Source organism: Pseudomonas sp. MWU12-2029, from assembly GCF_023242425.1.
GTDB lineage: Bacteria > Pseudomonadota > Gammaproteobacteria > Pseudomonadales > Pseudomonadaceae > Aquipseudomonas > Aquipseudomonas kribbensis.
This window is the reverse complement of the sequence record NZ_JALJDY010000003.1, coordinates 67,228-79,906: the sequence shown is the minus strand read 5'-3', so window position 1 is coordinate 79,906 and position 12,679 is coordinate 67,228. Positions and strand designations below refer to the sequence as shown.

Below are 12,679 nucleotides of genomic sequence, written 5' to 3'. Positions count from 1 at the left end.
AGTCTCCGACAAGTCCATTCGACTAACGGTCGAGAAATAATCGGAAAAACTTACCTGAAAATCCGATTCGCCTGTCGCCATTGATCGATGATGGCCTCTATACTAGCTCCCCGTTTGTGCACCGCTCTAGTGCATTCGGCTGGAGCGCCACACGTCCCTCCACTCTCCATTAGAGCTGCCGTAAAAATGAGCCTGTTCTCCGCTGTCGAAATGGCACCCCGCGATCCAATCCTGGGCCTCAACGAAGCATTCAACGCCGATACCCGGACCAACAAGGTCAACCTCGGGGTGGGTGTGTACTGCAACGAAGAGGGGCGAATTCCACTCCTGCGCGCCGTCATCGAAGCCGAAACCATTCGCGCTGCTCAGCACGCCTCCCGTGGCTACCTGCCGATCGACGGCATCGCTGCTTACGATCAGGCTGTGCAAAAGCTGCTGTTCGGCAATGATTCGCCACTGCTGGCCGCTGGCCGCGTGGTCACCACTCAGGCCGTCGGCGGGACCGGCGCACTGAAAATCGGTGCCGACTTCCTCAAGCAACTGCTGCCGAACGCCGTTGTGGCCATCAGCGACCCGAGCTGGGAAAACCACCGCGCGCTGTTCGAAACCGCCGGTTTCCCGGTGCAGAACTACCGCTACTACGACGCCGCCACCCACGACGTGAACCGTGCCGGCCTGCTCGAAGACCTCAACGCCCTGCCGAACGGCTCGATCATCGTGCTGCACGCTTGCTGCCACAACCCGACCGGCGTCGACCTGAGCCCGGCGGACTGGAACAACGTGCTGGAAGCGGTCAAGGCCAAAGGTCACGTGCCGTTCCTCGACATGGCTTACCAGGGTTTCGGTGACGGCATCGCCGAAGACGCCGCTGCCGTGCGTCTGTTCGCCGAGTCCGGCCTGACCTTCTTCGTGTCGAGCTCGTTCTCCAAGTCGTTCTCGCTGTACGGCGAGCGCGTCGGCGCGCTGTCGATCGTCAGCGAATCGAAAGAAGAAAGCGCCCGCGTTCTGTCGCAGGTCAAGCGCGTGATCCGCACCAACTACTCCAACCCGCCGACTCACGGCGCAAGCGTTGTCGCCGCTGTGCTGAACAGCCCGGAACTGCGCGCTCAGTGGGAAGCCGAACTGGCCGAAATGCGCCTGCGCATTCGCGGCATGCGCGAGCAGATGGTTGCTCTGCTGGCGAAGAAAGCTCCGCAGCGTGACTTCAGCTTCGTCGGTCGTCAGCGTGGCATGTTCTCCTACTCCGGCCTGACCACCGAGCAGGTTCACCGCCTGCGCAACGAGTTCGGCATCTACGCCCTGGACACCGGCCGCATCTGCGTCGCCGCGCTGAACCAGAGCAACATCGAAGCCGTGACGGACGCCATCGTTCAGGTCATCTGATCCGGCGCTGCACTGAAAACGGGAAGCTTTCGGGCTTCCCGTTTTTATTTGTCTGAAGAAAAGCCGCAACACCCACTAGACTGCAAACAGACGCTATCTCAGAGAACCGACATGAAAAACGATGACCTGCGCGCCGATCGCGATGAGCTGGACTACTATCCGCCCCGCACCTCGGGCAAACGCGAAAAGAGCCTGGTACTGCAAGTGGCGGCCGGCGTGTTTCTCGGCGGCCTGGCCCTTTGGCTGGTGCAACTGGCGGCCACAGCGTTGTACGCAAAACTGCTGATGGGGACCTTTACATTCGGTGGCTGAAAACCGTTCAGCAAAAAAATATCCGGCAAAGCTTGACTAGTCTTTTTAAATCAGTAACATACGCACCAATTCCGCAATAGCTCAGTTGGTAGAGCAAGTGACTGTTAATCACTGGGTCCCTGGTTCGAGTCCAGGTTGTGGAGCCAAATACAGAGCCCCTGAATCGAAAGATTCAGGGGCTTTTTTGTGGGCGCTGAGAAAGTCAGCACCATAAAAAGGGCCGATCAGTTTCACAACTGATCGGCCCTTTTCTGTTTCAGAAACAGCGGTCAGACGTGCTCGCTGCTCTTGGCATGCACTTTCGGTGCGCCATGACCGTGATCCGAATCCGGATCGATCACCGGCACTTCATTGCCATCGCAGTCATGCAGCTTGCCGTCGCTGAAGTAGTCCCCTTCACGCAGCGCCGCCAGATCCCGATAACGCAGGGTCCGCTCTTCTGCCGCCGCGAACACCGACTGCTGATCCGAGTTACCCGCCGTGAAGTGGTTGAACGCCAGGTTCAGCAGGATCGCCATGATCGCCGACGAACTGATGCCCGAATGGAAAATGGTCGCGAACCAGCTCGGGAAGTGATCGTAGAAGTTCGGCGCGGCAATCGGGATCATGCCGAAACCGATTGAGGTCGCAACGATGATCAGGTTGACGTTGTTGCGGTAATCGACCTTGGACAGCGTGCGGATGCCGCTCGCCGCCACGGTGCCGAACAGCACGATACCCGCGCCGCCCAGTACCGACGTAGGCACCGCCGCAATCACCCGGCCCATGAACGGCAGCAAGCCGAGGATCACCAGAAAGATACCGCCGGTGGCCACCACATAACGGCTCTTGATTCCGGTCACCGCCACCAGCCCGACGTTCTGGGCGAAGGCGCTCTGGGTGAACGAACCGAAGATCGGCGCAAACATGCTCGACAGCATGTCCGCCCGCAGGCCGTTACCCAGACGTTTGGAGTCGACCTTGGTGCCGATGATTTCACCGACCGCCAGGATGTCCGCCGAGGTTTCCACCAGCGTCACCATGACCACGATGCACATCGACAGGATCGCAGCGAAGTGGAAGGTCGGCATGCCGAAATGGAACGGTGTCGGGAAGCCGAACATCGGCCCTTGGGTAACGCTGGAGAAATCCGCCATGCCAAGGAACACCGCCAGTACCGTGCCGATCACCATCGCCAACAGGATCGACAGACGCGAGATGGTCGAGCTGCCGACCTTGCTCAGCAGCAGCACCAGCACCAGCGTGACCGCCGCCAGACCGATGTTCTGCATGCTGCCGAAGTCCGGAGCATGACTGTTGCCACCCATGGCCCAGCGTGCGGCCACCGGCATCAGCGTCAGGCCGATGGTGGTGATCACGATGCCGGTAACCAGCGGTGGAAAGAACTTGGTGATTCGCGAGAACACCGGCGTGATCAGCAAACCAATCAACGACGCGGCAATCACCGCCCCAAGCACCGACTGAAAGCCGCCCTCCCCGCCACTGCTGACAATCGCCACCATCGTGGCAACGCCGGAGAACGACACGCCCTGCACCAGCGGCAACTGACATCCGAAAAACGGTAAACCCAGGGTTTGCAGCAACGTGGCCAGCCCCCCCGCAAACAATGAAGCAGCAATCAACAGACCAATGTCCGCCGGCGACAACCCGGCAGCCTGACCGATGATCAGTGGCACCGCGACGATACCGCCATACATGGTCAGAACATGTTGCAGGCCGTAAGCCATATTCGCGCCGACCCCGAGGTTTTCGTCCTCGGGCCGTTGGTGTGAAACATGGGGCGTTTTCATGGTGGGGGGTTCCCTGGTTTTTGTTATGCGCACACTGTATTCAATACTCGTGACAAATGTCCATAGAGTTGTATACAACTTATCAGTCACATTATGGATAGGTAGCCACCCAACCTTCTATCCCGCCGCTTCCATCCCCCACAAATCCGGCAACACATCGTTAACTGGCCCCGCGTTTTATCCACCTAGGCTGAAGTGTTCATGGCGACCGACGGTGCGGTCGCACTCTTTTTTATACATATAAAGTATGCATAATGAAGTCATTCAAGATTCAGTTCGACAAAAGCAAGAATGCTGCCAACAAACTCAAGCACAGAGGGATCAGCCTCGCCGAGGCCGAACCGGTCTTTCACGACGAACGAGCGTTGACCATTGAAGACAACGACCATGACGAACAACGCTGGATCACACTCGGCACCGACGCCAAGGGACGTTTGCTGGTCATTGTTTACAGCTATCGGGAGCCGAATATTGTTCGAATCATTTCCGCGCGCAGCGCAACACCCAGCGAGCGACGCCAATACTTTCCGGAGACTTGATCAATGAAGGATGAATACGACTTCACCCAGGGAAAACGGGGCGCCGTCGCCTCCAACAAGGGCAAGACCCGCATCACCATCATGCTCGACGACGCGGTCATCGAGGCTGCACGCAAGGTCGCCGAAGACGAAGGATTTGGTTACCAAACGGTGATCAACAACACTCTGCGCCACGCACTGCTTAACAGCCGTGGCGATGCCGATGAACTCGAGCATTCCATCGGTCAATTCAAGAAAGGCATCACCGCCACCGACCTCAAAAGCCTTGAGAAAAAACTGTCGGCGGCCGTTAACGAAATCCGGCGGGTACTGGAGCCGGATGCCAAACCTTAGACTTCAGGCCGGCTGGATCAAGCGCGCCAGCGCCAGACGTGCACCGGGCTGGTGCGGCAAGCGCAGACCGAACTCCCGTTCCAGCAATTCAATCAGTTCGTCGACATCCGTCACTTCACGCCGCTCGCTCTCGGCGCCGATGCGGTGGATCGCGAAACTGCCATTGTTCAACGTGCGTCGCCAGCCGTCGCCCGTACGCGCGACCATCAGGCGCTGGGCGAACGGTGAGTCCGGATGGGTCGAGACGTACCAGTTGCCAAGGGTGTAATCGATGTCTTCCTGGCGTTGCAGGTCGAACAGGTACATCGGCCGCCATTCGCCGGCGACTCTGGCCCGCAGCATGTAGCCATCGGCTTGTACTTCGATGCGATACGGCTCGTGCGGCGTGGATTGCTCGGCTTCGGTATCGAGCACCAGCGGCGCGGTCGGCACCATGCCGCCGAAGCCGACATCGGTGATATAGCGCACGCCGTCGAGGGTCACCAGGCTCAAACGATGAGTGCGTGCCGTCCAGCTGCCTTCAGGCTGATTCATGACCACACGCCCGCTGATGCCTCGCGCATCGAAACCCAGCTCCAGCAACAAGGCCAGAAACAGATTATTGAGTTCGTAGCAGTAACCGCCACGGGCATCCTCCAGAACCTTGCGCTGGATCGACGGCAGATCGATCAGTACAGGTTCGCCGCTGAGCGTCGAAAGATTCTCGAAGGGAAAGGCACCGGTATGACGCAACTGCAACAGACGCAGGGTCTCAAGGGTCGGTGCCGGGGGCGTGTCGAACCCCAACCGTTGCAGATACTGTTTCAGATTCGTCAGGCGTGGCTCGCTCATTGCTCGGTCCTTAGGCATGGAGACGCGGATCGTTCCGCTGATGGTCGCCATGTATACGGGATCCGGGCATCGAATCGACAATTGATTTCACCAATCGGCCTTGGCGCCTGAACCGGCGGTTGCAACGACGCTGCCCGATGCGGCGTAATAAGACCTCGCCCGAACCACCGAGAGCCACGCCCCATGCACATCACACTGCAAGGCCAGGGCATCGTCCTGCGCCCCCTGCAATATTCCGATGCCGACGCCCTGCTCCACGCCGCCGCGGACGGCGAACTGTGGAATCTCACCGTCACCGTGGTGCCGTCGGCGAGCACTGTCGACAGCTATCTGAAAAAGGCCCTAGACGGGCGTGAGGCAGGCACAGTCATGCCGTTTGCGATCGTGTTGAAGGAAACCGGCGAGGTGATCGGCTCGACCCGTTTCTGGAAGATAGATCCGCTCAATCGCAAACTGGAGATCGGCAGCAGCTGGATCTCGGCGCGCTTCCAGAAAACCTTCGTCAACACCGAAGCCAAGTACCTGATGCTGCGCCACGCCTTCGAGGTGCTCGATTGCGTGCGCGTGCAATTCACCACCGACGAAAACAACCAGAAATCACGCCATGCGATCCTGCGTCTGGGCGCACAGCAGGAAGGCATCGTGCGACACGAGCGGATCATGCCCGACGGCCGCAAGCGCAACTCGGTGCGCTTCAGCATCATCGATGACGAATGGCCGCAGGTGCGCCAGAACCTCGAACAGAAACTCGCCGGATACGAACGCCGCTGATCCCGCTCAGGCGCGATGGCGCAGCCACTGCAGGAAACCTCTTTTCGGCACGGCTACCGGCACTTCCTGAGTCAGCGCCTGCGCCTTGAGCAGGCGGAAATCGAGCAGCGCCTTCATTGCATCGTTGATGTCATGGCGAGCATCCAGGCAAGGCTTGAGATAAGACTTCTCGATGCGATACAGGGCGCAGAATGTCTTGGCAGAAAAGTCGGCCGGCAACGAGGTGTCGGAAAGGATCCCGGCCTCGCCGATCACTTCCCCCGGCCCCATGCGCCCTGATTCGAACGGTACGCCGTGCCGGTTCAACGTCACCGAAACCACGCCGGACTCGATGATGAACAGGTGATCACTGACCTCGCCGCCCGCCAGAATGATCTCGCCGGCACGGAAGGTTTGCAGGGCCATGTTCTGGCTGAAGGTCTCTTTTTCTTCCTGACGCAGGGTGGAAAAGATCGGCGAGCTGTCGAGCAGCGCCCGTGGCCGTGAGAGGTGGGCCGGAGCGGCGGGTTCATCGCTCGACAGCAGATTGACCCCGGAGGCTTGCAGATGCCGGAAAGCCAGATCGAACAACTGATTGCGCACCGCACGCTTCTCGCTCATCGACGCCACGAAGCCGCTGATTTCGTACTCCGCGCCGGCACTGCTCGAACTCTTCAACGCGACGCTTGGCGCCGGGTTGTCCAGCAGGGGGCGACAGCCCTGCATCGCCCGCTCCAGGGCGTCGATCACTGAGTTCGGCCGCGCATGGGGGCTGACCTGTACGCTGACGGCAACACCGAACATGTTGCTCGGGCGACTGAAGTTGATGATCTTGGCCTTGGCCGCCAGCGAGTTGGGAATCACCGCCATGCTGCCCTGTGAGGTTTGCAGGCGCGTGGCGCGCCAGTCGATGTCGGTGACCCGCCCTTCCGTGCCGTCGATGGAAATCCAGTCATCGAGTTGATAGGGCTTGGTGGTGTTCAGGACGATCCCGGAAAACACGTCGCTCAGGGTGCTCTGCAACGCCAGACCGACGATGATCGCCAGTGCTCCGGACGTGGCCAGCACGCCCTTGACCGGCAGGTCCAGCACATAGGCCAGCGCCGCAATGATAGCAATCAGGAAAATCACCGCGCCGAGCAGGTCCTGCAACAGTCGCCCGGTGTGGCCGACCCGCTGCATCATCACCGCCCCAATCAACACCGTCAGCGTGCGCGCACCGAACAGCCACCATCCGATCTGCAACCCGGTCGCCGCCAGATGCAGCGGCACGTTGTCGGCCCATGGCGCCGGCTCCATCGGATTGAGGCCTTCGTTGAACAGCAGCACGCTGAACAGGCTGAAAATCAGCACCCGCACCAGCAGCTTCCATTCGCTGCCGTGGGAGCTGATCAGGCGCCACAGGCCCAGGTCGAGCAGGATCAGGATCAACGCGCAGAACAACGGATGTTCAGTCAGCAGTGACAGCATCAAACAACTCCGACAGAGGTCAATCGCGAGAAGATCGCACAGATTGGGCTTAGTGTAGGAGCAATTGATTTGGCGGGATAAGGGCGATTGAATGCCCCTCTAAAAAAAACTGTGGGAGCCAGCACGCTGACTCCCACAATGTCGATCTACGCGGGCATCCGTCCAAACCGGCCAGACTGGAAATCAACGAACGCCTGGTGAATTTCCTGCTCGGTATTCATCACGAACGGACCGTGACCGACGATCGGCTCATCGATCGGCTCACCACTGAGCAGCAACACCATCGCGTCCTCGCTGGCCTCAAGCGTCAGGCGGTCACCTTCACGCTCGAATAACGCCAGTTGCCCTACGCCTGCCGACTCCTCGCCGTTGATCCGGACCGAGCCACGCAGCACCACCAGCGCGGTGTTGCGGCCTTCGTGCAGCTCCAGCGTCAGCAACTTGCCGGCATTGAGGCGCAGATCCCAGACATCGATGGGCGTGAAGGTCCGGGAAGGCCCCTTGTGACCGTCGAACTCACCCGCAATAAGACGCAGGTTGCCGGCACCGTCCCGGAGGGCGACGTTCGGGATATCGCTGTCGAGAATGGTCTGGTAACCCGGTTCAGCCATTTTATCCTTGGCCGGCAGGTTGACCCACAGCTGCACCATTTCCAGGTTGCCACCCGTTCTGGCGAAATCTGCGGAGTGAAACTCCTCGTGCAGGATTCCGGAAGCAGCGGTCATCCATTGCACGTCACCCGGGCCGATCTTGCCGCCGCTGCCGGTGGAATCGCGATGCTCTACTGCGCCGTCATAAACGATGGTCACGGTTTCGAAACCACGATGCGGGTGCTGACCCACGCCACGCCGTTCAGTGGTCGGCGTGAATTGCGCGGGACCTGCATGGTCAAGCAGCAGGAACGGGCTGATGTGCTTGCCCAGGTTGTCGTAGGAAAACAGTGTACGAACCGGAAACCCATCGCCGACCCAGTGGCCGCGAGGGCTGGTGTAGATACCGATGAGGTTTTTCATGGCGGGCTCCGAATTGAGGTTGATCATGGACTGATCATAAATTCGCCACGTATTTAGTACTAGTCAGTCAAAACCGGCCTCATCGTTCCACTGATGGAACGATACTCCATCCAACGATTCGTGACTTTCAGTCAACAGTACTTTGCCCAGACAGCGGTTTTTCTCAAGGAAGCAGCAGCGGATACTTCCGTCCATTCTCACTGCAACCCTGGAGTTCTAGATGTCTGTTCCCGCTTTCGGTCTTGGTACGTTTCGCCTGCAAGGTCAGGTGGTCATCGATTCGGTGAGCACCGCCCTTGAGCTGGGCTACCGGGTCATCGACACCGCGCAAATCTACGAGAACGAAGCCGAGGTCGGCCAGGCCATCGCCGCCAGCGGCATCCCTCGCGACGAATTGTTCATCACCAGCAAGATCTGGATCGCCAATTTCGCCAAAGACCGTCTGATCGAGAGCCTCAAGAAAAGCCTGCAGAAACTGCAGACCGACTACCTCGACCTGACGCTGATCCACTGGCCGTCGCCGGAAGATCAGGTGCCAGTGAAAGAATTCATGGGTGCCCTGCTGGAAGCCAAACGCCTGGGCCTGACCCGGCAGATCGGTGTGTCCAACTTCACCATCGACTTGATGAAACAAGCCATCGCAGCGGTGGGTGCAGACAACATCGCCACCAACCAGATCGAGCTGCACCCGTACCTGCAAAACCGCAAGGTCGTGGAATTTGCCCAGAGCCAGGGCATCCAGATCACCTCGTACATGACCCTGGCCTATGGCGAAGTGCTGAAGGATCCATTGATTGTCGACATCGCCCAGCGCCTGCAAGCCACCCCGGCTCAGGTCACTCTGGCGTGGGCGATGCAATCGGGTTACGCGGTGATTCCATCGTCGACCAAGCGCGCCAACCTGCAAAGCAACCTCGGCGCCACCGCGCTGACGCTGAGCGACGCGGACATGGCGCTGATTGCGACTCTGGAGCGCGGCCATCGCCTGACCAGCCCCCAAGGCATCGCGCCGCAGTGGGACTGACCGCTCACGCCTGAAGTTGCTGCGCGAGGTCGTGCATGGCCACGCGCAGCAACTCGATAGCAACGTTCAATGCGGCCTCGGGCTCACCGTCCCCGCAGGCCTGTTCGAGTACCCGGCAAGCCGAAACCACGCGCTCGGCACCAATCACATGCGCCCCGCCTGTGATGTGATGTGCCAGATCCTTCAGACCTGCACGATCACCTTCCCGCCCTGATTCCTCCAGACGCTCCAGGTCGGTACGCAGACTGGTCAGCACCTCCTCGCGCAACTGCCCCATGAGCGGGTTATCCGCTCCCGCCAATTGCAACAGCGAACTCAGGTCGAAACCGGGCAATACCTGTTCCTCCGCTCCTGCTACCTGCATTTCGTCGGGCTCTGCGGTCATCAGCGCCAGGTTCAGTTCCCGCAGCAAAACCGGTTTGAACAGGCAATCATCCATTCCGGCTGCCAGGCATCGCTGTTTTTCCTCCAGCTGTGCATTGGCGGTATACCCCAGAATCAGACAAGGCGTCCTGCCTGCTGCCGTCTCTTCTTCGCGAATCGTTCGCGCCAGGTCATAACCGTTGAGCCCGGGCAGGTTGATGTCAGTGATCAGTGCATCGAAAGATTGACCGCGCCACAGATCCAGCGCCTGTTCACTACTCCCGATATCGACAAAGTGGTGCCCGAGCTCGCTCAACTGCCGACACAGCAGCAGACGATTCACCGGATGGTCGTCCACCACCAGTACATCCAGCGACCTCGCTGCCATCACCGTTGGAGTCGCAACGTTCTCATGGCCGGATGACTCCAGCACGGGCAGCTCCAGGCGCAGCATGACTTGTGTGCCTCGTCCGGGTTCGCTGGTCATCCATAAGTCGCCGCCCATCATCCGACACAGGCTGCGGCTGATCACCAGCCCCAGACCAGAACCGCTGCGGGCCGACATCGGCTGGCTGCCGACCTGCACAAAGGGGCTGAACAGGCGTTGCTGATCTTCGGCGCTGATGCCCCGTCCGCTGTCGTCGATGACAACACCGATTTCCAGCAGCCCGTCCGATACGGCGAACACTTGCAGTCGCAGGCTCACATCGCCTTCGTCGGTAAACTTGATCGCATTGCTCAGCAGATTCGACAACACCTGCTTGAAACGCAGGGCGTCGAGCATCACCTCGACATTGCTGCGTTCATCCAGCTCGACATGCCACGACAACTGCTTCTGGCGCGCCACTCCTTCGAAAATCCGACACACCGACAACACCGACTCACGTAGATGGGTGCGTTCGGGAGCCAGCGACAGATGACCGGATTCGATGCGTGCGATATCGAGAATATCGCCGATCAGTGCCAGCAGTTGCTGCCCCGCCGTGGATGCCACCTGAATGGCCGCGCGGTCGGTCACGCCTTCATCGGCATGCTTGAGCGCCAGTTCGAGCATGCCCAGCAAGGCATTCATGGGCGTACGGATTTCGTGACTCATGACTGCCAGAAAGGTGCTCTTGGCCCGGTTGGCGTCATCCGCCGCGTCCTTGGCTTCCTGCAGTTGAAGCAGCCATTGTTGGCGCTGGCGAATCTGCCAGCGCTGAAAGGCAATCCAGCCCAGCGCCAGCAGCAACAGCCCGGACGCAACGGTGAATCCAAGCAGGATCTCCCGTCGATGGCGCTGCCAGTAACTGTCATCGGCAACAGCGTCACGGCCCCAGCGCTCGACCAGATCGTCGAGTTCCTTCGGGGCAATGCTCAGCAGCGCCTTGTTCAGAATCGAATGCAAGACCACCGCATCCGGTGCAGTGGCCAACGCAATCCGGGCGGGCTGGTCCCCCACCGTACCGACTATCCGGGTACGCCCCCGGTACTGACGGGAAATCAGATAGCGCGCCACCATCAACGAACTCAGCGTGGCATCGGCCTGCCCGCTGACAATCGCTTCCATCCCGGCTGCCGGGCTTGGTACTTCGACCAATCTGAGCTGCGGTACTCGCTCCAGCAGGTAATCGCGCAACGGGTGACCGCGATAGATCGCCAACCGTTTGCCGGCCATGTCGTCCAGGGTTCTCACGCCCGACGCCGATACTCCGCTGACCAGCACGAACGGATTGTTCAGATAGGCCCGGGAGAAACGCATTTCGAGTTCACGCTCGCTGCTGGGTGTCACCACGGGCAGCAGATCAAGTTCCCCGGCCTTCAATTGTTCGATCTGTCGGTCCAGTGACTGCCCCCGTACGATCTCGAACTTCAGGCCGCTGCGCTGACTGATCAGGCTCAACAACTGCGCCGTGAGCCCCTGCACTTTTCCCTCGGCATCAAAGAACGTCAACGGGGCGAAATCCTCGATCGCACCGACACGTACGCTCGGATGCCGGTCGAGCCACGCCTGTTCACTGCTGCTGAGACTTACCCGCGCCTGTCCCGACATGTCCGCGCGCCCGGCACTCCAGCGCAGCTCCATGGCCAGGCGCTGCTCCATGGGAATGGCCAGCAAGGCCTTGTCGACCAGTCGTTTCAAGCGTGTGTTGCTGCGAGTCAGGGCAAAGGCGAACGGGTTGGCGTCGAGGCCCGAAGGGCCGGCCAGTTGCAGATCGTTGTGGAAGTTGATGTTGATCAGATAGCTGGCACTGATGAAATCGCCGAGGTACAGGTCATCCCGCCCGAATGCCACTGCGCCGAGGGCATCGAGAATCGAGCGATAACGCTGCAAAGTGGCTTGCGGGTAAGCCTTCTCGATGGTCGAGGCCGGCAGGTAGTCATCCACCATGGCGATGCGCTTGCCTGCCAGATCATCGGGCAACGGTTCGTCGAGCCGGGTCACCCACATCGGCTGATCTTCGGCATAGGCGCGAGACAGCATCAGCTCGGGATCGGCAATCTCATAGTTGTTCGAGGTGCCCAGCAAATCCAGTTCCCCGGCCTTGAGAGCGGCCATGGCGCTTTCGCGGTCGGGGTAGCACCAGACCTCGATCCGGACATTCAGCACCTGTGCGATCGCGTCGGCGTATTCGGCCGTGAGGCCTTCCAGTTCATGCCGGTTGCGGGTCAATTCAAAAGGAGGATAGTCCGGCCCGGAAGCGCCGATGCGCAATACCGGGTGTGCCCGGAGCCACTGGCGATCCTGCTCGTCGAGGCGTACCTGCACGCCCTCCAGCCGGGTGCGGGAGATGATTTCCAGTTTTTGCACAGCCCCGGATGCCTGCACAGCGTTTGCCAAAAGGAAGATCATCAGAAGAATGCATCGCAGCGGCCTCATCATCGGGCAGG

At 59.9% G+C, this 12,679-nt stretch carries 11 protein-coding genes and 1 tRNA gene; 7 read left to right on the top strand and 5 right to left on the bottom strand.

Annotated features, from left to right (window positions below):
• The first annotated feature begins 186 nt into the window (after positions 1-186).
• The 3 genes from M5B44_RS08105 to M5B44_RS08095 all read left to right on the top strand — a co-directional run bounded on the left by M5B44_RS08105 (position 187) and on the right by M5B44_RS08095 (position 1,841).
• A complete protein-coding gene (locus M5B44_RS08105; RefSeq protein ID WP_007956422.1) occupies positions 187-1,383 on the top strand; it encodes an amino acid aminotransferase in 1,197 nt (398 codons plus the stop codon).
• 111 nt (positions 1,384-1,494) lie between these two features.
• The gene (locus M5B44_RS08100) at positions 1,495-1,695 is read left to right on the top strand and encodes a hypothetical protein (protein WP_065257405.1); all 201 of its coding nucleotides are present in this window, start codon (positions 1,495-1,497) and stop codon (positions 1,693-1,695) included.
• 70 nt (positions 1,696-1,765) lie between these two features.
• A tRNA-Asn gene (locus M5B44_RS08095) sits at positions 1,766-1,841 on the top strand.
• A 123-nt stretch (positions 1,842-1,964) separates the two neighbouring features.
• Here M5B44_RS08095 and M5B44_RS08090 read toward each other — a convergent pair.
• Positions 1,965-3,485, bottom strand: coding sequence for a nucleobase:cation symporter-2 family protein (locus M5B44_RS08090; protein WP_085711984.1), 1,521 nt, complete (start codon positions 3,483-3,485; stop codon positions 1,965-1,967).
• A gap of 254 nt (positions 3,486-3,739) precedes the next feature.
• On the opposite strand from M5B44_RS08090, the gene M5B44_RS08085 reads away from it, so the two are divergent.
• Both M5B44_RS08085 and M5B44_RS08080 read left to right on the top strand, forming a co-directional pair.
• The gene (locus tag M5B44_RS08085) at positions 3,740-4,024 is read left to right on the top strand and encodes a BrnT family toxin (RefSeq protein ID WP_248738785.1); all 285 of its coding nucleotides are present in this window, start codon (positions 3,740-3,742) and stop codon (positions 4,022-4,024) included.
• 3 nt (positions 4,025-4,027) lie between these two features.
• A complete protein-coding gene (locus M5B44_RS08080) occupies positions 4,028-4,357 on the top strand; it encodes a BrnA antitoxin family protein (protein ID WP_248738784.1) in 330 nt (109 codons plus the stop codon).
• A 3-nt stretch (positions 4,358-4,360) separates the two neighbouring features.
• Here the strand turns inward: M5B44_RS08080 and M5B44_RS08075 are convergent, their stop codons facing one another.
• Positions 4,361-5,188: an arylamine N-acetyltransferase family protein gene (locus M5B44_RS08075; RefSeq protein WP_248738783.1), complete on the bottom strand. Its 828-nt coding sequence runs from the start codon at positions 5,186-5,188 to the stop codon at positions 4,361-4,363.
• A 183-nt stretch (positions 5,189-5,371) separates the two neighbouring features.
• Here M5B44_RS08075 and M5B44_RS08070 point away from each other — a divergent pair, with 183 nt between their 5' ends.
• Positions 5,372-5,959 (top strand): GNAT family N-acetyltransferase, encoded by a 588-nt coding sequence (locus M5B44_RS08070; protein WP_248738782.1) that lies wholly within the window; start codon positions 5,372-5,374, stop codon positions 5,957-5,959.
• A gap of 6 nt (positions 5,960-5,965) precedes the next feature.
• On the opposite strand, the gene M5B44_RS08065 is transcribed toward M5B44_RS08070, so the two are convergent.
• Positions 5,966-7,408 carry a mechanosensitive ion channel family protein gene (locus M5B44_RS08065; RefSeq protein ID WP_248738781.1) on the bottom strand — a complete coding sequence of 481 codons (1,443 nt, stop codon included), beginning with the start codon at positions 7,406-7,408 and terminating at the stop codon, positions 5,966-5,968.
• A 146-nt stretch (positions 7,409-7,554) separates the two neighbouring features.
• Entirely contained in the window at positions 7,555-8,421 is an 867-nt protein-coding gene (locus M5B44_RS08060; protein ID WP_248738780.1) for a pirin family protein, read from the bottom strand.
• Positions 8,422-8,641: 220 nt separating this feature from the next.
• Between M5B44_RS08060 and dkgB the strand changes: the two genes are divergently transcribed.
• Positions 8,642-9,445, top strand: a complete 804-nt coding sequence (gene dkgB / locus M5B44_RS08055; protein WP_248738779.1) for a 2,5-didehydrogluconate reductase DkgB — start codon at positions 8,642-8,644, stop codon at positions 9,443-9,445.
• Between the two features lie 4 nt (positions 9,446-9,449).
• Here the strand turns inward: dkgB and M5B44_RS08050 are convergent, their stop codons facing one another.
• Entirely contained in the window at positions 9,450-12,671 is a 3,222-nt protein-coding gene (locus M5B44_RS08050) for an ATP-binding protein (protein ID WP_412546964.1), read from the bottom strand.
• Between the last annotated feature and the right edge of the window lie 8 nt (positions 12,672-12,679).

Bases quoted from the DNA above. Each gene is read 5' to 3' on its own strand.
- M5B44_RS08075 (WP_248738783.1), bottom strand. From the start codon at position 5,188: ATGAGCGAGCCACGCCTGACGAATCTGAAACAGTATCTGCAACGGTTG.
- M5B44_RS08070 (WP_248738782.1), top strand. From the start codon at position 5,372: ATGCACATCACACTGCAAGGCCAGGGCATCGTCCTGCGCCCCCTGCAA.
- M5B44_RS08085 (WP_248738785.1), top strand. From the start codon at position 3,740: ATGAAGTCATTCAAGATTCAGTTCGACAAAAGCAAGAATGCTGCCAAC.
- M5B44_RS08050 (WP_412546964.1), bottom strand. From the start codon at position 12,671: ATGATGAGGCCGCTGCGATGCATTCTTCTGATGATCTTCCTTTTGGCA.
- M5B44_RS08065 (WP_248738781.1), bottom strand. From the start codon at position 7,408: ATGCTGTCACTGCTGACTGAACATCCGTTGTTCTGCGCGTTGATCCTG.
- M5B44_RS08100 (WP_065257405.1), top strand. From the start codon at position 1,495: ATGAAAAACGATGACCTGCGCGCCGATCGCGATGAGCTGGACTACTAT.
- dkgB (WP_248738779.1), top strand. From the start codon at position 8,642: ATGTCTGTTCCCGCTTTCGGTCTTGGTACGTTTCGCCTGCAAGGTCAG.
- M5B44_RS08090 (WP_085711984.1), bottom strand. From the start codon at position 3,485: ATGAAAACGCCCCATGTTTCACACCAACGGCCCGAGGACGAAAACCTC.
- M5B44_RS08080 (WP_248738784.1), top strand. From the start codon at position 4,028: ATGAAGGATGAATACGACTTCACCCAGGGAAAACGGGGCGCCGTCGCC.
- M5B44_RS08105 (WP_007956422.1), top strand. From the start codon at position 187: ATGAGCCTGTTCTCCGCTGTCGAAATGGCACCCCGCGATCCAATCCTG.
- M5B44_RS08060 (WP_248738780.1), bottom strand. From the start codon at position 8,421: ATGAAAAACCTCATCGGTATCTACACCAGCCCTCGCGGCCACTGGGTC.